The organism is Idiomarina sp. OXR-189, assembly GCF_034373425.1.
GTDB lineage: Bacteria > Pseudomonadota > Gammaproteobacteria > Enterobacterales > Alteromonadaceae > Idiomarina > Idiomarina zobellii.
The window spans coordinates 526,347-551,114 of record NZ_CP139706.1 but is presented as its reverse complement, the minus strand read 5'-3'; the positions used below and the strand labels follow the sequence as shown (position 1 = coordinate 551,114).

The window sequence follows — 24,768 nt, the reverse complement described above, 5'->3', positions numbered from 1 at the left end:
TTATTTACCTGCTCGCACGAAGCCACCCAAGCCCATACTTTCCATTTTGTCCGCTATCATACTGCGTATTTGCTCCGGGTTACGTGCCTGTAACGCTTTTGCCAGCATGACGTTAAGCGTACTTGAACGTACGTTGCGGAGAATCCAACGCACTCTGTCAACGTTATAACTGTTCATACTGAGCTGCCGATACCCCATTGCAACCAAAAGCAACGCGCCGCCAGGGTCACCGGCTAATTCACCACATACGCTAACAGGCTTACCCAGTTCCTCACAGCGCCGGGCAATCTCATCCAAACTCGCTAAAACTGCCGGGTGGTAGGCGTCATAAAGGCTGGCAACGCGTCGATTATTGCGGTCAACCGCCAATAAGTACTGTGTTAAATCGTTACTACCTACTGAGAAAAAGTCGACTTTACTGGCCATGGCCGGTAATTGATAAATAGCCGCAGGAACTTCTATCATCACCCCTAATTGCGGCTGGAATAAGTTTACGCCAACTTCGCACCCCTGCTCTTCTGCAACCTCAAAGTACGCCTGTTTAATGAGCCGTGATGCTTCGTCTACCTCACTGGTGCTCGTGATCATAGGCAATAAAATACGTAGATTACTTTTACCAATACTGGCTCTTAGCATTGCCCGAATTTGTATCAGAAAAATCTCAGGATGGTCGAGCGTCAGTCGTATACCGCGCCAACCTAAGAAAGGGTTGTCTTCCTGCAGCGGAAAATACGGTAAAGGTTTATCGCCGCCCACATCGAGTGTCCGCATAACCACCGGACGATCAGGAAACTGTTCAAGCACCTCCTGGTACATTTCCGTTTGCTCGTCTTCTGTCGGTAGTTGGTCGCGCATCATAAACGGAATTTCAGAGCGATAAAGCCCAACACCGTCAATATTCAAGGACTGTAAATAATCGTGAGCAACATCCAAGCCCAGATTTAGATGTAAGCTAACCCGCTGACCGTCTTGAGTTTCAGCTGGCAAATGGCTGTGCTCAGAGACAATATCCTTGAGTTCCTGCTCTTCTTCTGCCAACTGATGAAACTGACTAAGCACCTGTGGTGGCGGGTCAATATAAACTTCACCGGTATAACCGTCGACTGCAAGCTGGCGGTCAGAGAAAAAATGGAGATCAATATCATCAATACCCAATACCGCCGGAATACCCATACTGCGCGCCATAATGGCTGCGTGCGAGTTACTTGAACCATTTAATGAAATAATACCGGCGATATGGTCCTGCGGTAACTCTGCAAGCATGGAAGCCGTGACTTCATCCGCCACCAATATGAAACTATCCGGCAGAGGTTTACGTTGCCGTTGACGGTTCTGCAGGTGCATAAGCACACGTTGACCAATGTCCCGAACGTCTGTCGCACGCTCCTTAAGGTAGGAGTCCTCTAGCGCTTCAAACTGCGAAACGAACTGTTCAACCACGTATTTTAATGCGGTCTGCGCGCGCCAGCCTTCTTTAATCATGTTTTCGACGGCATCACCAAGGCTGGCGGCATCAAGCATGCCTTGATACACGTCGAAAATAGCCAGCGTATCGTCAGGAACCTGCCCGGCCATGCGTCGGGACAGTTCTTTTAGGTCAGCTCGTGTGCGCGCAACGGCCTGCCGAAACTTACGTATTTCATGAACCGGTTTATCGGATCGCTTTGGGGTAACTTCATCCAGCCTTGCCTCAGGCCGGGACACATAAGCATCACCAATAGCGACGCCGGGAGAACCAGGAAGTCCGCGAAGACTGTGAATCCACGGCGAGTGGTCACTCATTAACAGGCCTTTCGCATCGGCATGGGCAATGACCACCGCTAACTGCGCCGCCAACGTTACAATGAAGGCTTCTTCTTCGCGAGTAAACTGCCGGGCAACGCTTTGGTGAACAACAACGATACCCAATACTTTTCTGCGGTGAATAATAGGCGCAGCCAATAACCCACGATAAATATTTTCGTTGGTGTCGACCAGCTTCTTGTTGGCAGGGTGCTGACTGGCATCAGCAATATTCAATGGCTCTTCCCGCTGTGCAGCGAGACTGATTATACCTTCACCAAAGTCGACGCGAATTGACGAGCCGTCTTCTGTTCGCAGGCCATCACTGGCGGCCATAACGAATTGGCGTTGATCGTTATCAGCAATAAACACACTGCAACTGTCTGTTTCTAGCGCTTCGCGTACCTGACCGACCATGGTATTTAGTGCCATGTTAAAGTCAGGCGCTTTATTCACGCCTTCAACAATTCTTTGCAGTGTGACTAACATCATTATCTTCTACGTCGGTGGTGACGCCCTCCGGACGAGCGAAATGGCATAGCATGCGGGGCAAATTCTTTCATAACCCGGCGATACACATCGCGTTTAAACGATACGACTTGTCGTACAGGGTACCAGTAACTTACCCAGCGCCAGCCATCAAATTCGGGATGACCTGAATGCAAGACATCGACGTCTTCTTCCCGACACTTCAGGCGCAGTAAAAACCACTTTTGTTTTTGTCCAACACACATGGGCCGTTGTTCACGTCGAATCAGTCGTTTTGGCAACCGATAACGCAACCAGTGACGGCTGGTGTACAGAATTTCGACCTGCTCAGGCTTTAAACCGACCTCCTCATAAAGTTCTCGGTACATTGCCTGTTCAGGAGTCTCGCCGTCGTGAATGCCTCCTTGTGGAAACTGCCAGCTCTGCTGGTTAATTCGACGAGCCCAAAATACCTGCCCATGCCCGTTACAGATGACGATTCCTACGTTGGGTCGGAATCCTTCAGCATCTATCACGCGAGCATCCTCAATTATTCTCTGTTACAGTGGATTCTTCCATAAAGCCCGGTTTCGGGCAAATACTCATTTTGGATTTGCGCAGATTTACGACATGACAGACAAGCCTTCTCGTCCGACATCCGTTGACGAACTGTTTGAACGCGCAGCCGCACTTGCCGGTAAGCGCTTTTCGGAATTAGCCGAACAGGTGGGTTTAACTGCCCCAGAAAACCTACGCCGCGACAAAGGCTGGGTGGGACAACTTCTGGAACTGCACCTTGGCGCTACTGCAGGCTCTAAGCCCACTCAGGACTTCCCTGAGTTGGGGGTTGAATTAAAAACGCTACCGGTCACTCCAGAAGGAGAGCCATTGGAAACGACTTTTGTTTGCAGCGCCCCGCTGACGAGTATTGAAGGGGTGCAGTGGGCTACATCGAACGTGCGCAACAAACTTCAGCATGTACTCTGGTTGCCTATCGATGGCCGCCGCGAGATACCCGTTCCTGACCGGGTGGTTGGCAGCGCTTTCCTTTGGGCACCCAATGAGAAAGAGGAAGCTCAACTTCGTGCCGACTGGGAAGAGCACATGGATAGAATCGCGTTAGGACAGGTCGAGAACATTACTGCCCGACAAGGTGAAGTTATGCAAATACGGCCCAAAGCTGCTGACGGCTCAGTTCTGACTGACGCCATTGGCCCTGAAGGCGCCATCATTAAAGTTCGTCCCCGCGGGTTCTACCTCAAAAAAGACTTCACCCGGGCCATCCTTCAGCGCGTTTTTGCTTAATCAGAGGCGCACCTCGACGTAGCCTGATGAGATGGTCCCCTCCCTCTTACGGCATCGCAATGTGCCAATATAGAGGTTCAAGCTTCTATAGAAACAGAGTGGAGAGGACCAATGGCTATTGTAAACAGAATTGCCCTGGATTTGGCAAAGGATTTTATTCAGGTTTTGGCGCTGGATGAAAATGAGCAGGAAGTGTTTAATAAAAAGCTGCGCAGCAACAAGGTGTTAGCGAAGCTGGCAACACTGAAACGTACAGATGACTGTGAAGTAGCGGTTGAGTCCTGCGGCATGAGTCATTACTGGCGCCGCGAATGTGAAAAACTGGGTTATAAAACGGTGGCGCTGCCACCACGCTTCGTCAAAGCGTATTTGCAGGGTGAGAAGAACGATGCGAATGACGCCCGGGCGATAGCCGAGGCGGCATCACGGCCTAATCGTCAGACGGTCAGGCTGAAAAGCATTGAGCAGCAGGATTTAGCGCTGATGGTGAATCAGCGGGAAGGCTTCGTGCAGACGAGAACGCAGTTCTCGAACCGGCTAAGAGGTCAGTTGGCTGAGTACGGCATTATTTTACCCAAGCGGGTGAGTACCATACTGCAGAGAGTGCCGGAGATACTGGAAGACGACAGCAATGCGCTGACGCTTCAGTCCCGGGACTTAATCAACCGCCTGTATCAAATGCTTCGCACGGTGGACGAAGAGGTTAAAGCACTGGATAAGCGCTTAGCGGCACAGGCTGATAACAACGAAGACAGCCGCAGGCTGATGACGATACCGGGCATCGGCCCGATAACAGCAACATCGTTGTTGGCTCTGATAGGCGATGTGAATGAATTTAAGCGCGGCCGTAACCTGTCGGAATATCTGGGGCTGGTACCACGGCAAAACAGCAGCGGCGGCAAAGACCGTTTGGCGGCAAAGACCGTTTAGGTGGTATTACCAAAAAAGGCAATACCAAGCTCAGGACACTGCTGGTGCACGGAGCGCGCTCTGCGCTGCGGGTAGCGCAACAACGTGATGACCGACTGAGCCTCTGGGCACAGGATATTGCCAAACGCCGGGGCAACAATGTTGCCGCAGTGGCACTGGCCAATAAGCACGCCCGGATAATCTGGGCGATGTTAAAGAATCAAGAAGATTACCGAATGACTGCTGCTTAACAGCAACAGCGTTCAGTAAAAGAGCAAAGCGAAGGTTCATTCCTTCCGGGAGTTGCAAACGTAAGCAGGATGGTAAAATAGGGTAAACCGACGGCAACTGAGACTGGATAGCCTCAGTACACTCAGTACGTTAGCCTGATAAGCCAGTTGCCGTGCGGAGTTCATCCAGGCCAGGTGCGCAAAGCGCACCATAAACAGGCCGTATATATGCGAGCGCCCCGACATTTACCACAGGCTCACGTTGCAAAAACGGGAGGGGACCATATATGATGCTATTGCATCAGGTGCGATCTTAACGGCTCGCCTGCAAACGTTGGAGGTGAGCTTTAAATTCGTAGATATCTCTATCAAGTGCATTAGCACTAACATAAAGGTCGTAACCAAGAAGCTCGCGCATTTGTTCCATTCGCTTGCCAAAAACGCCAATAAGTCCTTTATAAACTTTACCATTGGGGCTTGTATAACTGTCTGGAATGTCGAAGTATGGCGTATAGTCCTCCCGGTCGGGAGCTTGATGCCTTAGTGCCATTGTCAAGAGTTGGCGCTGCTCAAACAATAGTGCGGAAGCTAAGCGCGGCGATATCTCGTCTAACACCTCTTCTACGTTATGTAGACGGAAACCGATAAAGGGCGCATCTTCAAGATCGAGTACTCGGTTTACTCTGGGTACGTCAAAGCGAATGATATTTTCCCACCGAATATGCCACTCGCCGCGCCGGTGTAGATATTGAATACCTTCCGGGGTAATTACCAGTGAGACTGGAGGTTCTATTAACTTTCCTATGCCAAGCAACATGAATATGCCCGAGGCCGCTCCGAGAACAACTGAAACGCCAATTGGAATGTCATCCCTAATCAGATGCAGAAAAACTAGTAGCATCAATATAAGCAGCGCGATACCGCAAAAGCTTATGGCATTGCGTCTGGCTTGTGGGCTTACAGTGAATTGCATGGCGTTCCTTTATTCCTGCAAACTGGTTTATGTAGCCCGACGTGATTTACGTCAGGTGCGATTTTAAATTCACAGGCTAATGATGGTTCACCATCGCACCTGATGCAATAGCAATCAGGCTACGTCGTTACCGGAACACGACAGGTTGTATGGCTTCGAGCATTGGCTTTTGAAAGAAGTAACCTTGCATAAGAGAGACACCAGCATCTTGCAAGTACTTAAACTCGTTTTCGGTCTCTATGCCTTCGGCAATAATTCGTATGCCAAGCTGCTCTGCAATATCCAAAATACCTTTAACCAGTACCTGATTCACTTTATTAGAATCGATATCACGAATAAGCTTCATATCTATCTTAATGATGTCAGGCTGAAAGTCCGACAGTAGGTTCAGTCCTGAATAACCCGACCCAAAGTCGTCAATGGCGGTCAAAAAACCTTCTTTGCGATAGGCTTTAAAAACGTCCACCAAGAAATCCTGACTGACCACCTTTTCCTGCTCGGTTACCTCAAAAATAATATTTTGCTTATCGAACCCTGTCTTACGCGCAGTCGATAAGGTTTTGGCCAGACAGGTTTCCGGCTCATAGATGGCATTTGGCATAAAGTTAATGCTTAGCTTTGACGGCAACTCAATTCTTGAGGCCGTTTCTATGGCTTTTACCCGACAGCTTTGATCAAAGGTATACTTTGTATCTTCCGTGATTCGCCCTAATACTTCTCCGGCGCCTTCACCATTTTCTCCGCGCACGAGCGCTTCGTAGGCAAACACATTTTTTTGGCTGGCATCAACAATGGGTTGAAAAGCCATTTTAATACCGAAGTTTAGTGGCGTTCGGCAATCGCATCCTGGACATGCAGACATAAAGTTTCCTTGCTTACTTTTTCATCGTCTTCAAACGAAAAAATTTTTTCAAATGATCACTAAAAAAATTGCCTTTTTTGAAAAATACTGTATTAAGCATTCAGCATTATATTACAAGGTAGCACAATGATAACAATTGGTTGGAGAGAATGGGGTCACCTCCCCGCGCTCGGCATTAGTAACATTCACATGAAAGTCGATACTGGCGCAAAAACGTCGTGTTTGCACGCTTTTCAACTCGAACCGTTTATGAAAGAAGGCGAGGAATGGCTGCGCATTTTCGTTCACCCTAAACAAGAATCACTGGAAGAGCACATTTGCGAAGCAAGAGTATATGACAAAAGAGAAGTGACCGACTCTGGAGGCCATACTGAAGTACGCTACGTGATAAAAACTCGTTTCGTGCTCGGCTCATTTGACCAGGAGGTCGAACTGACCTTAACTAACAGAGACACTATGAAATTCAGAATGTTATTGGGACGCCAGGCCATGCGAGGTCATTTTCTGGTCAACCCTGATGCCTCTCACTTACTTGGAGATGTAAAATGAGAATAGCGATTTTATCGCGAAACTCTTCGCTGTATTCGACTCGCCGACTGATTGAAGCCGCTCGTGACCGAGGCCACGAGGTTGATGTATTAAACCCACTCAGCTGCTACATGAATATCAACGCGCGAGAAAATTCAATTCACCGGCACGGTAAAGAGTTACCGTACTACGATTGCGTCATTCCGCGTATTGGCGCATCTGTAACCTTTTACGGTACCGCCGTATTGCGCCAATTCGAGATGATGGGCACTTACCCGTTAAACGAGTCGGTCGCTATCTCACGCAGCCGCGACAAGTTACGCTCATTGCAGCTACTCTCGCGCAAAGGTATTGGTTTGCCAACCACCGGTTTTGCCGACCAACCACAAGACATTCCCGATTTAATCGATATGGTGGGTGGTGCGCCGTTAGTTATTAAGTTACTCGAGGGAACACAAGGCATCGGTGTGGTGTTAGCCGAAACGGCACAAGCGGCTGAGAGCGTGATAGAGGCCTTTATGGGCATGAAATCCAATATCATGGTGCAGGAATACATTCGCGAAGCCGGTGGGGCAGACATCCGTTGTTTTGTCCTTGGCGACAAAGTCATAGCCGCTATGAAACGCCAGGCCAAACCCGGAGAATTCCGCTCGAACCTTCACCGTGGAGGTAGCGCATCCTTAGTAAAACTGACTCCGGCAGAGCGAGCCACAGCTGTGAAGGCTGCTAAAACGATGGGGTTAAATGTGGCCGGCGTCGATATCTTACGCTCGAACCACGGCCCATTAGTGATGGAAGTGAATTCATCGCCAGGTCTTGAAGGCATTGAGCAGGCAACAGAAAAAGACGTTGCCTCGCAAATTATTACGTTCTTAGAAAAGAATGCAAAGGCGCATAAAACACGTACGAAAGGAAAAGGCTAAAATGAAGCGGTTTGAGCTTGCCGGGCAAAGTATTGAGTCCGGTTCACATCAGCATATTACGTTGCCGGCGGTTCGCCTTTATAACGATGCACCGCTGGACTTACGTATTGATGTATTCCACGGTACCAAGCCGGGACCGGTTCTGTTGGTATCTGCCGCTATTCACGGCGACGAGCTCAACGGCATAGAAATATGCCGCCGCTTAATTAACGAAACCGACGCCCGCAACCTTGCCGGAACGCTGGTTGTCGTACCTATCGTAAATTTATTTGGGTTTATCCAACAGTCTCGGTACCTGCCGGACAGACGTGACTTAAACCGTTGTTTCCCGGGGTCTGAACGTGGTGCATTAGGCAGTCGCATGGCCTTTTTATTCAGTGAAGAGCTGGTAAAAAAATCCACCCATATTATCGACTTACACACCGGCGCTATTCACCGCAGTAACCTACCGCAAATTCGCGCGGACGTTGATAACGACAAGTCTCTCGAAATGGCTAAATCATTCAGTACGCCAGTTATTTTGCATTCCAAAGAGAGGGACGGTTCACTCCGGGCTTTAGCGACTGAATTAGGTATTCCGCTCATTCTTTATGAAGCAGGCGAAGCGTTGCGCTTTGACGAGGCTTCAATAAGTGCCGGGGTTATTGGTGTTCAGAATGTCATGAAGCACCTGAAAATGCTTAAAGGTCGCCGTAAAGGACGCCGTATTACACCAGTTATATCGCACCGCTCCACTTGGGTTCGTTCCGAGCGGGACGGTCTAATACTTCGTAAAGTAGAATTGGGACAAACCATTCAGAAAGGTCAAATACTGGCGTTAAGTGTGAACCCTCACGGCGGTGCAGACGACCCTATTGAGTCACCGGTTCGCGGCATTATTATTGGCTGCAGCAATATTCCGGTTGCGAACGAAGGCGAGGCGTTGTTCAATGTGGCTCAGTTTGACAAAGATGTCATATCCGATGCCACAGAAAGTGTGGATTCATTTACCGAGGTGTATGAGAACAAGCCCTTATGACGATGAAGCTGTCAACTGTCGACTTTGAGAAAGGTCTGCACCATTGCGACGATGTACCGTCGCTTTATCGTGAAGTCCTTCAATGTTACCTGGAGGAGTTTTCACCGCTGATAGACGAAGACGCCCTGCTTGCTAGCGACAATGAAGCAAAAATTAAGATACATACATTAAAAAGTTTAACGGCAACAATTGGTGCGTATACGTTTAGTGAGTTTGTTGGACAAGTATTCAATAAGTGGCCCAGCTTAACTGACAGTGAAAAGCGCCAAGAGATTAGACAACTGAACCACTTCCTTTTTGAAGTGAATCAAAAAGTCCAACACTATTGCAACGAAAACCCGCAAACCGACTAAAAACAATACAAAAACTTATCAAACTTCGTTAAGATTGGTCGATAAAATTATAACAACAGTTAGACAGTAGGCGCGCAATGTCCAGTCCGGTGAGTTTCCGGGTTTCTGAACGCGATGTATACATAAGTATTGATGCCGGTACATCGCCGTCAGACGTTAAAGCAGAAGCATTACAGAAAGCCTGGCAGGCTTCTGAGTTTTCGGCTGCCAAACTGTTGGATCCTCAAATGTTGACGCAAACGGCAACAAAATACGCGCAGCACTACTCCAAAGACAGCAACAAGAGCATTCCTTTTCAAGTCACTATTGCTGAAATCTTTGACGCTGAGCTTAAGTTGCAAATCAGTGACGACTCTATGAGAGTGACAGCCACTGCCATTGTTGGCTTTGGCGGCAAGCCTTTAACGCAAGAGATGATCATTGCTGCGCTTCGGGAAAAAGATATTACCTCGGGCATTAAGCGTAAAGGCATAGAAGCTCTGGTAGAGCATACCAACGAAGCGCCTCCCGGGGCGGAAATGTCAGTAACTATCGCTAAAGGAAAGCATCCGATTAACGGCAGTAATGCACGTTTTAAACCCTTGGCCGATGACGCTCGCAAGCGAGTTTTGCGCCCTCAACTTCGAGAAGACGGTACTGCCGATATGCGTGACTTAGGTGCGCAAGTCACTGTCGACCCAGGTCAGCCACTGCTACAGAAAATACCACTGAGTAAAGGTCGCCCGGGTTTTACCGTGTTTGGCCAGGAACTCGAAGCAATGGATGGAGAAGATCGTGACTTTGCCCCCGGTGAGGGCACGAAAATAAGTGATGATGATCCGAATGTTATTATCGCTGACCGCACCGGTTTACCCAGTTTTAATGGTAATAGCGTACAAGTCGACGACGTTATGCAGTTAAATAACGTTGATGTTTCCACCGGTCACGTCAAGTTCAAAGGCAGCGTGATAGTCACCGGTAACGTAAGCGAAGGTATGAAAGTAACCTGCAGCGGCGATATTACCGTTGGTGGTTATGTCGACTCTGCCGAGCTCTATGCCGACGGTAACATTACCGTTCAAAAAGGCTGTATTGGCCGACTTCTGAATGCTTCCGAAACCGGCGAACACGATGAAGATGCTGACGACTGGATTCCCGAAGTATCGACAAAATTGGTTGCCGGCGGCTCAGTCTGGTGTGCTTATGCTCAATACTCCTTTTTCGATGCGCAAAACGGTGTGCATACAACCAAACAGCTAACCCACTGCCACGTAGTCACTAAAGGCCCTTTAGCTATTGGTGGTGAGGGGAAAGCAGCACGCGGCAAGCTTATTGGTGGCACCATAGAAACCTGTGACCACATTTATTGCGGTCAATTAGGCGCACCAGCTGGCACAAAAACTCGAGTTTACTGGTCGCTACCGCCGGCAGACCCTCAGTCAGTTAATCATTTAAACCATTTACGCAGCTCCCTCGCTAAACTTATTGCGCGTGCTAAAACGTTGCAGCAAGGCTTGGAGCGATGCAAGTTACTTGAAGATGAGGCCAAACGGGTTCAATACCAGCAAAAACTGCATGGTGAGCTGAAGAAAATAAAGTCTCGAATTAGTACTACGCGCACTAGCATTGACTCCGTGCTGGAGGCCTTTGAAAATCACCCTACTTTGCGCACAATGGTTAGTCGCGAAGTATTCCCCGGTATACTCTTCATATTTAAAGAAAAAAGCCTGCGCATTAAAGAGCATCGCAATGGTACAATGTTCTTACTTGAAGACAAACAACTGCGCGTAGACAGTCTACTGTAACGATTCAATATAATGTCATCTGCTATTTTCTCTTTATTAGAACGCCAACACGAGCAGCCCTGGCGCGATGCTCCTTTACTGGTAATTAACCCCCTGGACGACGCTTTAGCAACACTCAAGAATGCAGAAGCCTGGTGCTTTCATGCGGGCACGGCGAGCCAGTGGCAAGCAAAAGGTAGCGTCGCCTATTGTCAGGCTTCAGCTCCTGACATAAGCCAGTACACACAAGTCATGCTGGTGGTTGCCAAAGAAAAAGCGCTGAATCAGTATATTCTAGAGCAACTCACTGCTTTACCTACGGACGCGATTGTCTGGCTGGTTGGAGAGAAGCGCTCCGGCGTTCAGTCCCTCGCTAAAAAATTGCCTGAGAGCTTTTCAAAAGCGCGTAAGGTCGCATCGGGAAATCATTGCCAATTATTTAGCTTGAGTCATATTGAAGCAGCGACTGACCCCAGGCCTTTAACGGATTACGCAACCCATGTCCATTATGAGTTAAATGGGCACACTGAGAGTTTCACCACATTACCAGGCGTATTCAGTCAAACTCATATTGACCCTGCCACCCAATTGCTATTGAACACCCTGAGCGAAAAACCACTGGGGCAAGTGTTAGACTTTGCTTGTGGTGCCGGTGTGATAACCAGCGCATTACGTCAGTCAGCCGAGCATTTAACCGCCTGTGATGTTAACCCTATGGCCATCGCTGCCAGCACAATGACGTTTGCTCAGCAGGGTATTGAGGTTGATTTGCGCTTAGCCGACGGTTTACCTGATAATTTAGAGGTGTTTGACACTATTGTCAGTAACCCGCCATTTCACACAGGCCAAAAAACGGACTATGCCATTGCTCGTAAATTTTTGAGTAGTGCTCGCAAACATTTGAAGAAAAATGGCGCTTTGTATATCGTTGCGAATCGCTTTTTACCTTGGCCAGAGGTTATCGAAGAACACTTTGGACACTGTGAAACGCTTGTTGATGATGGCCGTTACCGAGTTTACGAAGCCATTCGTCGATAAAATAAGCGTTTTATCGTTTAGGCGATTACTCTTTTGTTAACGATTTGCTAACATCAATAAACATAAACAATAATTAAGTTGAGCTGTTAACTGAATGCATACGATTTCACTGAAGCGCATACTCATTTATCTGGTGCTACTGGTCACCAGTTTTGCGCTGCTCATTGGCTTTACAATAAATATTGTCAGTCAGGTTGGACAGTTCGAAAAGTCGCTTCAGGAACAAGCACTCTCTTACACGCGAATTATCGCCAGTAATGCTGCACGAACTATCGTATTCGACGACTCTGCTTCTGAAAAACAGAGGCTGGGCACTTTTCAGAATACGCCTTTTATTGAGCATATTCATGTTTATAAAATGGACGAAACAAGTGGGCAACTGACTTTTTTTTCCAGTTATAACAAGCAAGGCTTAGCGCCTATTCCAGCCCGCTTTTCCAAGTTAGAGCGTTTAACGTCACCTAAAGTTAACGACTCCAATATAGAGGTTTCTCAACCGGTCACCCTGGACGGTGAGGTTATAGGTTATGTCTACCTGAGAGGCTCCCTCGAGCAAGTTCGATTGTTCATGTGGCGCTCGATAGCGGTAGCGATTGTAGTGGCCCTAGTGACATTACTCGCATGCTGGCTAGCAACCCTAAGACTGCGTAAAGCCATCGTTCAACCTCTCGACTCCGTCGTTGATGTTGTTTCACAAGTTGCCCGGGACAAAAACTATTCACTGCGTTTGCCCTCGTCACAATTAGCTGAGTTTGACATGATGGCTCAAGCTTTCAACACCATGCTTGACCGAGTGCAGCAACACATTACTCGCCAGCGCCGTGCCGAAGAAGAAGCCAGCCAGTTAAACACTCAACTAGAGCAACAAGTCACACAACGAACTCAAGCGCTGAAAGAGTCAAATAGTGAACTTTTGAAAACCTTAGAGCAATTGCACCAGTATCAAGGGCAGCTAGTAGAGTCGGAAAAAATGGCGTCACTAGGTGACATGGTCGCCGGTATTGCTCACGAAGTGAATACACCAATTGGACTGTCGGTTACTGCATCCACTTTGCTGCAAGACAAACTTGCCATCATGCAAGAGAAGTTTGATGCTAAACGCATTTCTACCAACGAATTTGAGCGTTTCCTGAATGATTGCGACGAAAATCTGCAAATTATTTACCGCAACTTAAACAGAGCAGCCGACTTAGTCACCAGCTTCAAGCAAGTTGCTGTAGACCAGTCATCGGAAGTTGACCGTGACATTGAAATAAACAGTTTCATGAATGACGTACTGATGTCCGTGAAGCCACGTCGTTTAAACCCTGAACGCTTCCCCATTAATATTCACTGCGAAGGTGACATACAGGTGCGGGCGAAAGCAGGTCCACTGAACCAAATACTCATGAACCTTATTATTAATTCTATGGTTCATGCGTTCGATGGCCGTGACCAGGGACAAGTAGACATAAGCTTTCAGTTAATGAACGATAACGAACTGGAAATTGTCTACACCGATAACGGCTGTGGCGTTGACGCTGACATTAGCCGTAAGATATTTGATCCTTTTGTGACAACAAAGCGTGGTTCCGGCGGCAGTGGTTTAGGTCTGCATTTAGTTTACAACCTTGTTACGCAGGTACTGGGTGGAAACATCCACTTTTTCAGTGAAGAGGATAACGGCGTTGAATTTATTATTCGCTTTCCGGTCACCGTGCTCAGCAATGCTTGAAAAATTTGAAACAAAAGTCATAATGTAACGTCATAACTTTTATAATTTGACGCTAACTTTCACGTCAAGCGACGAACTTTCCGGGAAAATCAACGCTTATGAATGCCAGAATACTGATTGTTGAAGATGAAGTCGTTACCCGCCAGACTCTAACTCGTTTATTCCAACAGGAAGGCTATGAAGTATTTGACGCGGCGGACGGTCTGCAAATGGAAAACATTATGCGCCAGGAGCGTGTGGATGTTGTCATTATGGACGTCAATTTACCGGGAAAAAACGGCTTAGAGCTTGCCGAGTCACTGCGTGAAAGAGACAACATTGGTCTTATTTTCCTGACAGGCCGCGATAGCGAAGATGATCGTCTACTTGCTCTTGAGCTCGGTGCTGACGACTACCTTATTAAGCCTTACAACCCGAAAGAGTTAACCATTCGAGTTCGTAACTTATGCCGTCGTATTGAAGCATCACGCTCAAGCAATCCAGTGGAAAGTAACAGCGTTGAATTCCGTTTCCACGGCTGGCGTTTGAATAGTGACAGTCGCTGCCTGTACTCACCAGACAACCAAATGTTCCGTTTGCCGAAAAGTGAGTACCGCGCGCTAGAGCTGTTTTTAACTCATCCGGGTCGTATTTTAGATCGTGAGACTCTGGTCAAGCGTATGTTAGACCGAGAATTACGTCCTAATGATCGTACCGTTGACGTTGCTATTCGTCGCATTCGCCGTCATTTCGAATCACACCCGGAAACACCAAACCTAATAACCACCATCCATGGTGAAGGCTATCGGTTTATTGGTGAGGTTGATCAGCAAGCTCAGTGATGAGTTGCTAACCAAGCGTCAATTTGTTGCCGATGCGGGATAACCGCGTCGGCCCACTCTATCAGCCAGCGCTCTACCTGCGGCCATTCCCATTTTTCTTTCTCTACTCGCTTCATCATTTCAGCAAGTTCAGTAAGTCCAACAGAACTGCATGCACCCTTTACTTTATGCGCTTGTTTGCGGAGCTCTTCTTCTTTTCGCTCTTTGGCAGCTGTATGAATAAGCTTCGCGTACTCCTGAATGACACCGTCAAAGGTGGCTAACGTTGTTTTCAGGCCGTCAACCCCCAGTGAGTCAACGTACTGCTGCAATAATTCGGTATCGATAACCGATTTTTCTGACATTTTGTTACTCCGTCAATCCAAAACTCTATCCTCGGCGTAATTACTGTTTTAGTCAACTCCCCGGCCTGTTTGTCAGGGAGAATCGATTAGGGCAATCGGTGTCACCCGATCGAATTCTGCGCTATAATGCCCGACTTTAAGACTGAGCCAAATTGATAGAGATCAACTCGGCCCTGACAATATTCACAAAATTTTTGGAGTTCACAACGAATGCCAACAGTTATGCCCGACGTAGCCAACCAAACACAGGCCCAGACAGAGGGAACCCTGGATTGGGTTGGCATGAGCAATATTGAAGTTCCATTGATGGTGGCAGCGGCCGGCGCTTCTGAACGCCCTGTAGCAGCTCATGTGGAAGCTTTTGTTAACTTAAAAGATCCAAAGACCAAAGGCATTCACATGTCGCGTCTTTATTTACTGTTGGACGAGTTATCAACCAACGGTGAGCTCAGTCACGAATCATTAAAGCAGTTGCTGAATGACTTTATTGAGAGTCATAAAGACATCAGTAACCAAGCGTTTATTAAGTTCGACTTCGACTATCATCTGCGTCGCAAATCGTTAATCAGCAAAAAGCAGGGCTGGAAAGCATACCCAGTCAGCCTAACCGGTCGTTATGACGCGGGCACCCTGAACCTCGAGCTGTCTGTTGATGTCCCTTACTCATCAACTTGTCCGTGCTCTGCAGCGCTTGCACGCCAACTAATACAGGACGCATTCAGTGAGAAATTCGCCGGGCAGGACACCGTCGACTCAGCAACGATGCACGAATGGCTTGGCTCTACCGAAGGTATTGTGGCAACGCCTCACAGCCAGCGTTCGGTTGCTGAAGTCAAAGTTCAGCTCAGTGAAAATGTCACCGACTTCCCAATTGTCGAATTAATTGATGCTGTGGAAGGTGCTTTGAAGACCCCGGTTCAGGCCGCGGTTAAACGAGAAGACGAGCAGGAATTTGCTCGCTTGAACGGACAAAACCTAATGTTCTGCGAAGATGCTTCTCGCCGCTTGCAGCACACACTGAACCAAATGCCGAATTTCCGCGACTTCTGGCTGCGCGTGAACCATTATGAGTCTCTGCACGCACACGACGCGGTCAGTGTTACCACTAAAGGTGTTCCCGGCGGCTATAAAGCCTAAAGAATTAAGCTGTGTCATAAAGTATGGCACAGCTTTTGCTTCATACCTCATGTAGCGTCAATTTTCTGATGAGGTGTGAAAATGGAAATTATCCTGTTGTTGTTTGTTGTAGTTCTTATTGCGGTCGCTGTTATTGCAAGCCGTATGTCGGAGAACTACGTGCCCTACCCTTATAAACTCAAAGACGTGTCATTGTGCACGGCCCAGGAAGACCAGTTTTTGACACTTCTGGAAAAGTCTGTCGGTAATGAGTTTCGTATTTTCACAAAAGTACGCTTAAGCGACATTGTTACCGTTCGCTCTGGACTATCGGCTTCGGCACGCAAAGATGCCCAGCAAAAAGCCAGTCAACGAATTCTGGACTATGTTCTGTGTGATATCGACACTATGCAAGTGAAGGCAGCTATTGAGCTTGAACCGAATCAGTCATCGTTGCAGCAACAAAAACGCAATTTGTTCCTGAAAAACACGTTAGCTGCAGCAGGCTTACCCTTCCTTCGCTTTAAAGCCAAGCCAGGATACCGAGTTGCCGAATTACATGACTATATTCATGGAAAAATTCGCCAGGCTGAACATGTTCGAGCTGCAGTTCCGACCAATAAAGATAAGAATAACCAGCCAATTGCCGCTTAAGCCTTGCCGTGGCAATATGACGGCATGACCGTCGAACTGTTTAAAGAATTACTATTTTCACCTTTTGGCCTCGCTCTGCTGGCTTTGTTGGCAGAGCGATGGTTTCCCTGGCCTGAGCAATGGCACCCTTTTGCCGTGTTGCGGCTAATGGCCGCCTACATGAGCGGCAAAGTGAACAAGCCAGACCGCCCTTCCAGCCAGCAAAAAATTGCCGGTTTTTTAGCATTACTGACCATGCTTCTACTGGTTCTATTACCAGCCGCTATCGTTTTCGCCGGCGCTGAAGTGTCTTTAGCCATAGGTTGGCTGATTCTTTTAGTCAGCCTACGCCAACAAACAGTCCGGCAAGCCACTCATCTGTCCGAACAGCATTTATCAAAAGGTCGCAAAAATGCGGCACGCGCTTGGTTAACGCGGGTAACCTGGCGCGATTGCGACCTACTCAGTGAACACGGCATTGCTAAAACCAGTATTGAGTTACGGGCGACTAGCATTCTAGAAAGCCGCTTTGCTCCCTTGTTATTCTGGTGTCTCGGCGGACCGTTAGCCGCCCTTGGCGTACGTGTTTTGGCCGAACTTAAAGAGGTTTGGCCTACCGCACAGGCTCGCTACCGAAACTTTGGTCAGGCAACCGGCTGGTTGTACGCTATTACGCATTTTTTACCCTCATTTGTTCTGTCGTTATTCGCCCGGACGGTTGGGCTATTTCGTCGCAATACACCGAAAATTGAATCACTCAAGCGTAACCCGGTGTTTCCGATAATATTACTCAGTTGGCTGCAAAGCTTCAGTTATTGCCATAAGGTCACTCTGGGCGGCCCTATACAAGCGGCCGGCATTCGTATTAGTCGACAACGTTTTGGCGGTCGGCCGGCGGAGTTGTTATTGCCTTACGCCGCCCACTGGCAAAGGCTATGGCAAGGTTTCTTTATTGCTTGTCTGTTAATTGGACTTTTTACGTTGTTCATTTATCGACCCTGACAGACTCATCGGGTATACTACGCGCCCTAATAAGGCAACCATTTGAAACTATGAAAACCATTGATGTAATCGGCATTGGCAACGCGCTGGTGGATCAGGAATTTGAAGTCACTGACGACTTCCTGCAAAAACATAATCTTAAAAAAGGCATGATGGAGTTAATTGACGAAGACGCTCAAAATACTCTCATAGCCGAACTTTCTGAACTTGGCGAATTAAAAAAGCAGTGTGGTGGTGGCTCAGCCGCTAATTCACTGGTTGCTTTTGCCCAGTTTGGCGGTAACGCCTACTACTGCTGCAAGGTCGCAGACGACGAAGCGGGCATGTTCTATCGCCAGGACTTAGAAGACGTCGGCATTGAAACCAGCCTTAAGAATCAGCAAAACCCGGGTATTACCGGACGTTGCCTGGTGATGGTCACTCCCGACGCAGAGCGCACCATGCGCACGCATTTAGGGATTACAGCGGACCTGTCGACGACAGAAATCGATGATCACGCGATTGCTGCCGCCAACTACTTGTATATTGAAGGGTATCTGATTACCTCCGATATCGCCCGTGGCGCTATTCAGCATGCGAAAAAAGTCGCCCGTGAAAACAATACCAAACTGGTCATGACCTGCTCAGATCCGGCCATGGTTAAGTTTTTCCGAGACGGCATTGACGAGATTCTGGACGGCGGTGTCGATTTAATGTTCTGTAATCGCGAAGAAGCGGAATTACTGACGGGTAAAGAAGATCCTCAAGCAGCATTGAGCGTATTATTAGAGAAAGCTGAAACCGTCGCTATAACACTGGGCAAAGACGGCGCCATTATTGCCAATAAAGAACGCCAGGTTCATATACCCGGTGTGCCTGTTAAAGCCATTGATACCAATGGTGCCGGCGATATGTTTGCAGGTGCTATGCTGTACGGGTTGACTCAAGGTATGTCATTAGAGAACGCTGGCCGTTTAGCAAGCCATGCGGCGGCCGAGCTGGTCACTGAATTTGGCGCACGCTTAGATAAAGCACGCCAGCAGCAGTTGATTGAACGCGTTATGAATGCTGAAACCGCATAGAATTCACGAAAATTACTGAAAAGAGAGTCGTTATGAGTGTAGAAAATTCGCAAGACTATAAAGTCGCTGACATTAGCCTCGCCGAATGGGGCCGCAAAGAAATTGCTATCGCTGAGTCGGAAATGCCGGCATTAATGACTATTCGTCGTAAATATGCGGCCAGCAAGCCTTTGGCGGGCGCGCGTATTATCGGCTGTATTCATATGACGATTCAAACAGCGGTGTTAATTGAGACATTGCTTGAGCTGGGCGCAGAAGTGCGTTGGTCTTCTTGCAATATTTTCTCGACTCAGGACCACGCAGCTGCCGCTATGGCTGCCGCTGGCGTTCCGGTTTTCGCCTGGAAAGGTGAAACAGAAGAAGAATACGAGTGGTGTCTGAAGCAAACCTGTCATAAAGACGGCGAACTTTGGGATGCGAACATGATTTTGGACGACGGCGGCGACTTGACGCTGATGATCCACGACGAATTCCCGCAAATGCTAGAGAAGATTCACGGTATTACCGAAGAAACCACCACGGGTGTTCACCGCCTGCTGGATATGCTGGAAAAAGGCACATTGAAGGTTCCGGCTATTAACGTGAACGACGCCGTCACTAAGTCAAAAAATGACAACAAATACGGTTGCCGCCACTCGCTGAACGACGCCATTAAGCGCTCGACCGACCACTTATTGTCGGGTAAAAAGGCGCTGGTTGTTGGCTATGGCGATGTGGGTAAAGGTTCTGCCGCAAGTCTTCGTCAGGAAGGCATGATTGTTAAAATCAGTGAGATTGACCCAATCTGTGCGATGCAAGCATGCATGGACGGTTTTGAAGTGGTTTCGCCATATATTGACGGTAAAAACAAAGGCAACGGCGAAAACATTAATAAAGACTTGCTGGGTAATACCGACCTTATTGTGACCACCACCGGTAATATGGATGTCTGCGACCGTTATATGCTGGCAGCGCTTAAGCCTACGGCTCTGGTTTGCAACATCGGTCACTTCGATAACGAAATTGACACAGCCTTTATGCGCAAGAACTGGCGCTGGGAAGAAATTAAGCCGCAGGTACATAAAATTTATCGTTCAGACGATGATAACGACTACCTGATTTTGTTAGCCGAAGGTCGTTTGGTGAATTTAGGTAACGCAACTGGTCACCCAAGTCGCATTATGGATGGCTCATTTGCTAACCAAGTACTGGCTCAAATTCACTTGTTTGAGCAGAAGTTCGCTGACATGGAAATTAAGCAGCAGGAAGAATATCTGCGAGTTGAAGTTCTGCCGAAACAACTGGACGAAGAAGTGGCTCGTTATATGGTGCAAGGCTTCGGTGGTGTCATGACTCAGTTGACGCCAGAGCAAGCCAATTACATCCATGTTAATGTTGAAGGTCCATTTAAAACTGACGAGTATCGTTACTAATGAGCGAAGTAATATATCGTCAAATAACGGCTGCCGATGAGGCGGCCGTTATTGATCTAGCCAACGAAGTTCATGGCGACAACTACTTATCGCCAGAGAGCTTTCAGCATTACTTACAAGCAGGTACCGTTGAAGATGTTCAGTTGAACTGGCTGGCTCTGAAAGACGGACAAATGCTAGGTGTTCGCCTGACATTGGCCCCTGGTCAATGGCCCATAGATAGTTTTTGTACACCATCCGAGTGGCCTTTCCCCGCAGAAGAGTTGTGCTACTTTAAATGCGCCGCCGTCTCAGAAAAAGCACGCGGTTTAGGCATAGGTAAAACCTTACTGCAACGCAGTATTGACAGCGCTAAAGAACTCGGCTGCAAAGGCGGTCTGGCACACATTTGGATGCAAAGCCCAAAAAACAGCGCTTTCGAGTATTTCACACGATGCGGTGGCGAAATGATTAAACAGCATGAAAAGCGCTGGTATAAAGCCTCAGTAGAAGACGGCTACTACTGCCCAGTGTGTGACGGCACCTGCTACTGCAACGCCGGCGAAATGCTGCTGAAATTCGATACGTAAGGCAGCAGTGAAAGAGCGCTGAGGTTGCATGGGGCCGGGACAGACTGCTCACTTGTTTCGCTTGAGCATTGAAGGCCTCTGTGGCGGAGACGCGACAAGCTCATCCATGAGGGCTTGACGAAGGCCATCCATGGCCTTTGACACTCCACCACAGAGGCCTTCAATACTCGTAACGCTCACAAGTGAACAATCTGCCCCTTTTGCTTCTTCTATAACGGCTAAGTTTGCTTTTTATCTGAGACTGGGAGAGTGAGCGCGCTAACGGTTTCATAGGACTATTATGGAGGTGTGCAGCGCCATGGATGGCGCTGCCCAAGCCCTACAGGGACGTATTCACAGGCGTCCTCCATAATAGTCCTTGTAACCTCAGCGCTCACTACCTTCTTTCTCTGCTATAGGTGGTGATTATGTATGATCCTTTGGTTAATGCGCCTCCGGGGCCTCATGATGCTCCTGGAGCTAGTTATTGGCAGTTGCATACTCAGGCTGAATTTCCGCAATGCACTGATGCGCCAGAGGACGTGGACTTTGCGGTAATTGGCGGCGGTTATACGGGTTTTAACGCGGCTCGGACGTTGGCTGAAAACGGACATTCTGTTGCTGTCTTTGAAGCAAACAACCTGGCTTGGGGCTGTTCATCACGCAACGCCGGTTTTGTCATGAAAAGTACGGGCAGGCTGGGACTTTCAGCTTGGGCTGAGCGTTTTGGTGAGGACGTTGCTAAGGGTATAGCCCAAGAGCATGGGTTAGGTTTGAGGCTTATTGAAAAAACCATTGAAGAGTGCCCTGAGCATTGCCAACGTCAAAGCGGCGGCTATTTAAAAGTTGCTCATAAGCTAGCGTCAGTAACCCCCTTACAACAGCAATACGACAGTCTTAGACAATTTGAACAACCTGTTGAGTGGTTAGATAACAGCGCTTTAAGTCAAGTTATCGATAGTCCTCAAGCGCACGCAGCCCTTCGCTTTACTGACTGTTTTGCCGTTAACCCATTATTACTAGCCGCAGCAACAGCCCGCCGAGCCGCTAAAGCCGGAGCGCAACTAGTTGAACACTGCCCGGTCACTTCAGCGGCTTCTTTAGGTAAAAAAGGCGTTTATCTGGAAACAGCCAAAGGCAATGTGCGGGCTCGTAAGCTATTGGTTTGTTCGAATGGCTATACCTCCCAACAATTACTTCCCAAGCTCGCTAGCCGCTCTTTACCGGTTCTCTCGAGCATCATTACCACACCACCGTTGTCACAAGAGCAAGCTGATAGTATTCGTTTATCACCAGAGTATGCCATCATGGATACGCGGATTCTGAAGTATTACTTCCGCCTACTGCCTGACAACCGTTTATTGTTTGGCGGCCGAGGAGCAATTCAGGGAAAAAATGCGGAAGACCCAGTTTTCGCCAAGCGATTATTACAAGCAATGCACCAAACATTCCCTCAGCTGAGAGGGGTTACCCAATGGGACAACTTTTGGAGCGGCTGGGTCAGCGTATCACTTGACGATTACCCTCGCGTCGGCAAATTCAGCGACAACATATACGCCAGCATGGGGTACTGCGGCGCCGGTGTTAGTTTCAGCGCATTAGCCGGCCAACGGTTAGCCGAATGCGCCATGGGAGCAGCTCTACCCAAACTACCCTATTATCAGTCGCAACTAAAACCATTCCCCCTCCCCAAATTCCGCCGGTTAGCCCAATGGCTCTATTACCATTACGGCCGCCTACTCGACTGAAGGTGAGGATGGCAGATAGAGAGCGCTGAGGCTATAGGGGCTACTATGGAGGACGCCCGTGAATACATCCCTGTAGGGCTTGGGCAGCGCCATCCATGGCGCTGCACACCTCCATAGCAGCCCACTCTAACCGTCGGGCGCGCTCTCTATCCGCCATCTCCCCCGTATAAAAGGCAGGCTAGTCGCTTGCAAGCGTTATGAGTGTTGAGTCCTTCTGTGGCGGAGTGTCGAAGGCCATGGATGGCCTTCGTCAAGCCCTCATGGATGAGCTCGTCGCGTCTCCGCCACAGAAGGACTCAATGCTCAAGCGAAGCAAGGTGAGTAGCCTGCCCTGGAGCTACAGGCCGAAGACTATTTTCTCGCTTTTGAGGAGGCGTGCTATGTATTTTATGAGCAATAAAGCGGCGACTAAGGTAGCTATGGCGCTTATTACCGTACCCATGACGTTAATAGACTCTCCGCGAATGAGTGACAAAAAAGCCTGATGCTGTCCGGTGAGAGGCAAGTAATAGAGTATTGGGTTTTTAAGTCGGGCAAACTCTACGCCAAACGATGCCGCCATTGGAATAATCAACAGGAAGCTAATATAAGTCTGTGCTTCTTTGAAGTTTTTCGCCCGAAAAGAAACGAACAGCTGTAATGCGGTTGCAAATAGCGCTAGCGGCACAAGCAATACGAACATGAGTAGCATCATGCCAACGCTAAAATTCACGTTCATACCAATTTCGTGAAGCGGCACGTAAGCAAAAATAATAGGAATAATAATCAGCGACAGTGCGGCACCAAACAGCGAGAAGGTAGAGGCTGTCAGAGCCTTCCCTGTCACTATGTCCCAAGTGCTTAATGGCTGGCTCAACAAGAACTCAAGTGAGTTTCGCTCTCGCTCCCCGGCACTAATATCAATAGCCACGTTCATGCCTGACCAAAACACTGACAAAATAATAAATACCAAAACGGAGCCCATAATCAGCGCTGCTTTCGAGCCCTTTGTGGCAACGTCCTGCTTTTGCAGCTGAATAGGCTGCACTACGCGTGGGTCAACTCCACGAAGAATGAGCCTATAACTGGCAATTTGACTGCTATAGGCTTGTACCGCCTTTTCGACACGCTTGATATCAGTTTGCTGCTTTTGAGAAGACCAATCTGCTTTTAACTCAACTTCAACAGGCTCGGCGTCAGCAATTTTGGTCGACCAGTTTTCTGGTAGTCGCAAAATAATAGGGACTTCGTTTTCCGACCAATCGCCTTGCTTTTCAACAATACCGTTCTCGTTCAAAAACTCGACCAATTGCGGTGCGTATTCTTTACCTTCTATCTCGATACCGACGTCGGCTTGGTCAGTCAGCTGTGAAATCAAGAAGAAAAACGCCACTGCCATAAGCATAGGGCCAAAAAACGCATAAGACATTGCCGCAAATACTGAACGCTTATCGCGTATTGCGTCGCGGAACTCTTTTTTCCATACGGTAGTTAATCCACTCATTACGCCGCAATTCCTTCGTCCGTTCCGATAATTTTAACGAAAGCATCTTCGAGCTGCTCTTCACCTGTCATCTGACACAACTCTTCCGGTGTGCCTTCTGCCGCTACTTTTCCTGCGGCCATCACAACAACACGATCACACAGTGCAGCGACTTCCTGCATAACGTGACTGGAGAATAATATACAGGTTCCCTGTGCCCGTTGTTCTCTAAGCACATCGCGCAAAATGCGAGTACTCATCACATCCAGCCCGCGACTTGGCTCATCCAAAATAAGGTGTTTAGGGCTGTGTACCAAAGCCTGAGCCAGTGCCACTTTCATGCGTTGCCCTTGAGAAAAGCCACCTGTACGGCGGTCAGCCAGCTCTTCAATATCCAATTTTTTTATGACTTGAGACACCGCTTCTTTTAGCTTGCTACCACTTAGTCCATGCAGCTCAGCAAAGTACGCCACCTGCTCACGCACGGTCAAACGTTCATAAAGCCCGAATTTATCCGGAAAGATACCTAAATTTTTGCGCGCGCCCATTGGGTTTACGTTAGCGTCAACGCCTTCTATTTCCGCCTTCCCTTCATCTGCTTGTAGTAAGCCGTAAATAATGCGAAGGCAGGTGGTTTTTCCTGCGCCGTTGGGGCCCAGCAAGCCTGTGATTTCTCCGTCTTTTGCCTGAAAACTCAGCGAGTTCAGGGCCTGCACACTCTCAAAGGTTTTACTCAGTTCATCGACATTAATCAT

At 48.3% G+C, this 24,768-nt stretch carries 25 protein-coding genes; 18 read left to right on the top strand and 7 right to left on the bottom strand.

From position 1 onward, the window contains the following. A complete protein-coding gene (ptsP, locus tag UM402_RS02660) occupies positions 1 to 2,271 on the bottom strand; it encodes a phosphoenolpyruvate--protein phosphotransferase (protein WP_058576004.1) in 2,271 nt (756 codons plus the stop codon). Between the two features lie 2 nt (positions 2,272 to 2,273). Next, a complete protein-coding gene (rppH, locus tag UM402_RS02655; RefSeq protein WP_053954528.1) occupies positions 2,274 to 2,786 on the bottom strand; it encodes an RNA pyrophosphohydrolase in 513 nt (170 codons plus the stop codon). A 94-nt stretch (positions 2,787 to 2,880) separates the two neighbouring features. On the opposite strand from rppH, the gene mutH reads away from it, so the two are divergent. The 3 genes from mutH to UM402_RS02640 all read left to right on the top strand — a co-directional run bounded on the left by mutH (position 2,881) and on the right by UM402_RS02640 (position 4,715). Further along, positions 2,881 to 3,555 carry a DNA mismatch repair endonuclease MutH gene (mutH, locus tag UM402_RS02650; RefSeq protein WP_058576003.1) on the top strand — a complete coding sequence of 225 codons (675 nt, stop codon included), beginning with the start codon at positions 2,881 to 2,883 and terminating at the stop codon, positions 3,553 to 3,555. A gap of 111 nt (positions 3,556 to 3,666) precedes the next feature. After that, complete coding sequence (locus UM402_RS02645) at positions 3,667 to 4,485, top strand: IS110 family transposase (protein WP_322295445.1); 819 nt, start codon at positions 3,667 to 3,669, stop codon at positions 4,483 to 4,485. A 44-nt stretch (positions 4,486 to 4,529) separates the two neighbouring features. After that, on the top strand, positions 4,530 to 4,715 hold the full coding sequence (locus tag UM402_RS02640; RefSeq protein ID WP_322295444.1) for a hypothetical protein: 186 nt from the start codon (positions 4,530 to 4,532) through the stop codon (positions 4,713 to 4,715). Between the two features lie 292 nt (positions 4,716 to 5,007). Here the strand turns inward: UM402_RS02640 and UM402_RS02635 are convergent, their stop codons facing one another. Both UM402_RS02635 and UM402_RS02630 read right to left on the bottom strand, forming a co-directional pair. Continuing rightward, the gene (locus UM402_RS02635; RefSeq protein WP_058576002.1) at positions 5,008 to 5,667 is read right to left on the bottom strand and encodes a DUF2982 domain-containing protein; all 660 of its coding nucleotides are present in this window, start codon (positions 5,665 to 5,667) and stop codon (positions 5,008 to 5,010) included. 127 nt (positions 5,668 to 5,794) lie between these two features. Continuing rightward, a complete protein-coding gene (locus tag UM402_RS02630; RefSeq protein ID WP_058576001.1) occupies positions 5,795 to 6,529 on the bottom strand; it encodes an EAL domain-containing protein in 735 nt (244 codons plus the stop codon). A 126-nt stretch (positions 6,530 to 6,655) separates the two neighbouring features. Between UM402_RS02630 and UM402_RS02625 the strand changes: the two genes are divergently transcribed. The 8 genes from UM402_RS02625 (at position 6,656) to arcA (ending at position 14,687) form a co-directional block, all read left to right on the top strand. Then, the gene (locus tag UM402_RS02625) at positions 6,656 to 7,078 is read left to right on the top strand and encodes an ATP-dependent zinc protease (RefSeq protein ID WP_053954524.1); all 423 of its coding nucleotides are present in this window, start codon (positions 6,656 to 6,658) and stop codon (positions 7,076 to 7,078) included. Further along, positions 7,075 to 7,980, top strand: a complete 906-nt coding sequence (rimK, locus tag UM402_RS02620; RefSeq protein ID WP_053954523.1) for a 30S ribosomal protein S6--L-glutamate ligase — start codon at positions 7,075 to 7,077, stop codon at positions 7,978 to 7,980. The genes UM402_RS02625 and rimK overlap by 4 nt, the downstream gene beginning before the upstream one ends. A gap of 1 nt (position 7,981) precedes the next feature. Then, on the top strand, positions 7,982 to 8,998 hold the full coding sequence (locus UM402_RS02615; RefSeq protein WP_058576000.1) for a succinylglutamate desuccinylase/aspartoacylase family protein: 1,017 nt from the start codon (positions 7,982 to 7,984) through the stop codon (positions 8,996 to 8,998). Further along, positions 8,995 to 9,351, top strand: coding sequence for an Hpt domain-containing protein (locus UM402_RS02610; RefSeq protein WP_058575999.1), 357 nt, complete (start codon positions 8,995 to 8,997; stop codon positions 9,349 to 9,351). The genes UM402_RS02615 and UM402_RS02610 overlap by 4 nt, the downstream gene beginning before the upstream one ends. Before the next feature lie 77 nt (positions 9,352 to 9,428). Continuing rightward, positions 9,429 to 11,135 (top strand): DUF342 domain-containing protein, encoded by a 1,707-nt coding sequence (locus UM402_RS02605; RefSeq protein WP_058575998.1) that lies wholly within the window; start codon positions 9,429 to 9,431, stop codon positions 11,133 to 11,135. A gap of 12 nt (positions 11,136 to 11,147) precedes the next feature. Next, positions 11,148 to 12,152: a class I SAM-dependent methyltransferase gene (locus tag UM402_RS02600; RefSeq protein WP_058575997.1), complete on the top strand. Its 1,005-nt coding sequence runs from the start codon at positions 11,148 to 11,150 to the stop codon at positions 12,150 to 12,152. A gap of 94 nt (positions 12,153 to 12,246) precedes the next feature. Next, positions 12,247 to 13,866, top strand: coding sequence for an ATP-binding protein (locus UM402_RS02595; protein WP_058575996.1), 1,620 nt, complete (start codon positions 12,247 to 12,249; stop codon positions 13,864 to 13,866). Positions 13,867 to 13,964: 98 nt separating this feature from the next. Then, positions 13,965 to 14,687, top strand: a complete 723-nt coding sequence (gene arcA / locus UM402_RS02590; protein WP_053954517.1) for a two-component system response regulator ArcA — start codon at positions 13,965 to 13,967, stop codon at positions 14,685 to 14,687. Here the strand turns inward: arcA and UM402_RS02585 are convergent. Then, a complete protein-coding gene (locus UM402_RS02585; protein ID WP_058575995.1) occupies positions 14,681 to 15,031 on the bottom strand; it encodes an Hpt domain-containing protein in 351 nt (116 codons plus the stop codon). The two genes, arcA and UM402_RS02585, sit on opposite strands and share 7 nt — an antisense overlap. Positions 15,032 to 15,241: 210 nt before the next feature. On the opposite strand from UM402_RS02585, the gene folE2 reads away from it, so the two are divergent. From folE2 to UM402_RS02550, 7 genes are all read left to right on the top strand, one after another. Beyond that, the gene (gene folE2 / locus UM402_RS02580; protein WP_058575994.1) at positions 15,242 to 16,168 is read left to right on the top strand and encodes a GTP cyclohydrolase FolE2; all 927 of its coding nucleotides are present in this window, start codon (positions 15,242 to 15,244) and stop codon (positions 16,166 to 16,168) included. Between the two features lie 81 nt (positions 16,169 to 16,249). Then, a complete protein-coding gene (locus UM402_RS02575; protein WP_058575993.1) occupies positions 16,250 to 16,801 on the top strand; it encodes a DUF2726 domain-containing protein in 552 nt (183 codons plus the stop codon). Between the two features lie 3 nt (positions 16,802 to 16,804). Further along, positions 16,805 to 17,782, top strand: a complete 978-nt coding sequence (locus tag UM402_RS02570) for a cobalamin biosynthesis protein CobD/CbiB (protein ID WP_322295442.1) — start codon at positions 16,805 to 16,807, stop codon at positions 17,780 to 17,782. 50 nt (positions 17,783 to 17,832) lie between these two features. Then, positions 17,833 to 18,843 (top strand): adenosine kinase, encoded by a 1,011-nt coding sequence (locus UM402_RS02565; RefSeq protein ID WP_058575991.1) that lies wholly within the window; start codon positions 17,833 to 17,835, stop codon positions 18,841 to 18,843. 32 nt (positions 18,844 to 18,875) lie between these two features. Further along, the gene (gene ahcY, locus UM402_RS02560) at positions 18,876 to 20,255 is read left to right on the top strand and encodes an adenosylhomocysteinase (RefSeq protein WP_058575990.1); all 1,380 of its coding nucleotides are present in this window, start codon (positions 18,876 to 18,878) and stop codon (positions 20,253 to 20,255) included. Next, positions 20,255 to 20,824, top strand: coding sequence for a GNAT family N-acetyltransferase (locus UM402_RS02555; protein WP_058575989.1), 570 nt, complete (start codon positions 20,255 to 20,257; stop codon positions 20,822 to 20,824). The genes ahcY and UM402_RS02555 overlap by 1 nt, the downstream gene beginning before the upstream one ends. Positions 20,825 to 21,231: 407 nt before the next feature. Continuing rightward, positions 21,232 to 22,551, top strand: coding sequence for an NAD(P)/FAD-dependent oxidoreductase (locus tag UM402_RS02550; RefSeq protein WP_058575988.1), 1,320 nt, complete (start codon positions 21,232 to 21,234; stop codon positions 22,549 to 22,551). Between the two features lie 337 nt (positions 22,552 to 22,888). Here UM402_RS02550 and UM402_RS02545 read toward each other — a convergent pair whose 3' ends face one another. Both UM402_RS02545 and UM402_RS02540 read right to left on the bottom strand, forming a co-directional pair. Further along, positions 22,889 to 24,034, bottom strand: a complete 1,146-nt coding sequence (locus tag UM402_RS02545) for an ABC transporter permease (RefSeq protein WP_058575987.1) — start codon at positions 24,032 to 24,034, stop codon at positions 22,889 to 22,891. Next, positions 24,034 to 24,768 carry an ATP-binding cassette domain-containing protein gene (locus UM402_RS02540; protein ID WP_058575986.1) on the bottom strand — a complete coding sequence of 245 codons (735 nt, stop codon included), beginning with the start codon at positions 24,766 to 24,768 and terminating at the stop codon, positions 24,034 to 24,036. The genes UM402_RS02545 and UM402_RS02540 overlap by 1 nt, the downstream gene beginning before the upstream one ends.

Bases quoted from the DNA above. Each gene is read 5' to 3' on its own strand.
- UM402_RS02595 (WP_058575996.1), top strand. From the start codon at position 12,247: ATGCATACGATTTCACTGAAGCGCATACTCATTTATCTGGTGCTACTG.
- mutH (WP_058576003.1), top strand. From the start codon at position 2,881: ATGACAGACAAGCCTTCTCGTCCGACATCCGTTGACGAACTGTTTGAA.
- rimK (WP_053954523.1), top strand. From the start codon at position 7,075: ATGAGAATAGCGATTTTATCGCGAAACTCTTCGCTGTATTCGACTCGC.
- UM402_RS02585 (WP_058575995.1), bottom strand. From the start codon at position 15,031: ATGTCAGAAAAATCGGTTATCGATACCGAATTATTGCAGCAGTACGTT.
- UM402_RS02605 (WP_058575998.1), top strand. From the start codon at position 9,429: ATGTCCAGTCCGGTGAGTTTCCGGGTTTCTGAACGCGATGTATACATA.
- UM402_RS02600 (WP_058575997.1), top strand. From the start codon at position 11,148: ATGTCATCTGCTATTTTCTCTTTATTAGAACGCCAACACGAGCAGCCC.
- UM402_RS02610 (WP_058575999.1), top strand. From the start codon at position 8,995: ATGACGATGAAGCTGTCAACTGTCGACTTTGAGAAAGGTCTGCACCAT.
- UM402_RS02540 (WP_058575986.1), bottom strand. From the start codon at position 24,768: ATGATTAATGTCGATGAACTGAGTAAAACCTTTGAGAGTGTGCAGGCC.
- UM402_RS02625 (WP_053954524.1), top strand. From the start codon at position 6,656: ATGATAACAATTGGTTGGAGAGAATGGGGTCACCTCCCCGCGCTCGGC.
- ptsP (WP_058576004.1), bottom strand. From the start codon at position 2,271: ATGTTAGTCACACTGCAAAGAATTGTTGAAGGCGTGAATAAAGCGCCT.
- UM402_RS02575 (WP_058575993.1), top strand. From the start codon at position 16,250: ATGGAAATTATCCTGTTGTTGTTTGTTGTAGTTCTTATTGCGGTCGCT.
- UM402_RS02555 (WP_058575989.1), top strand. From the start codon at position 20,255: ATGAGCGAAGTAATATATCGTCAAATAACGGCTGCCGATGAGGCGGCC.
- UM402_RS02615 (WP_058576000.1), top strand. From the start codon at position 7,982: ATGAAGCGGTTTGAGCTTGCCGGGCAAAGTATTGAGTCCGGTTCACAT.
- arcA (WP_053954517.1), top strand. From the start codon at position 13,965: ATGAATGCCAGAATACTGATTGTTGAAGATGAAGTCGTTACCCGCCAG.
- UM402_RS02565 (WP_058575991.1), top strand. From the start codon at position 17,833: ATGAAAACCATTGATGTAATCGGCATTGGCAACGCGCTGGTGGATCAG.
- folE2 (WP_058575994.1), top strand. From the start codon at position 15,242: ATGCCAACAGTTATGCCCGACGTAGCCAACCAAACACAGGCCCAGACA.
- UM402_RS02645 (WP_322295445.1), top strand. From the start codon at position 3,667: ATGGCTATTGTAAACAGAATTGCCCTGGATTTGGCAAAGGATTTTATT.
- UM402_RS02550 (WP_058575988.1), top strand. From the start codon at position 21,232: ATGTATGATCCTTTGGTTAATGCGCCTCCGGGGCCTCATGATGCTCCT.
- ahcY (WP_058575990.1), top strand. From the start codon at position 18,876: ATGAGTGTAGAAAATTCGCAAGACTATAAAGTCGCTGACATTAGCCTC.
- UM402_RS02630 (WP_058576001.1), bottom strand. From the start codon at position 6,529: ATGTCTGCATGTCCAGGATGCGATTGCCGAACGCCACTAAACTTCGGT.
- UM402_RS02545 (WP_058575987.1), bottom strand. From the start codon at position 24,034: ATGAGTGGATTAACTACCGTATGGAAAAAAGAGTTCCGCGACGCAATA.
- UM402_RS02635 (WP_058576002.1), bottom strand. From the start codon at position 5,667: ATGCAATTCACTGTAAGCCCACAAGCCAGACGCAATGCCATAAGCTTT.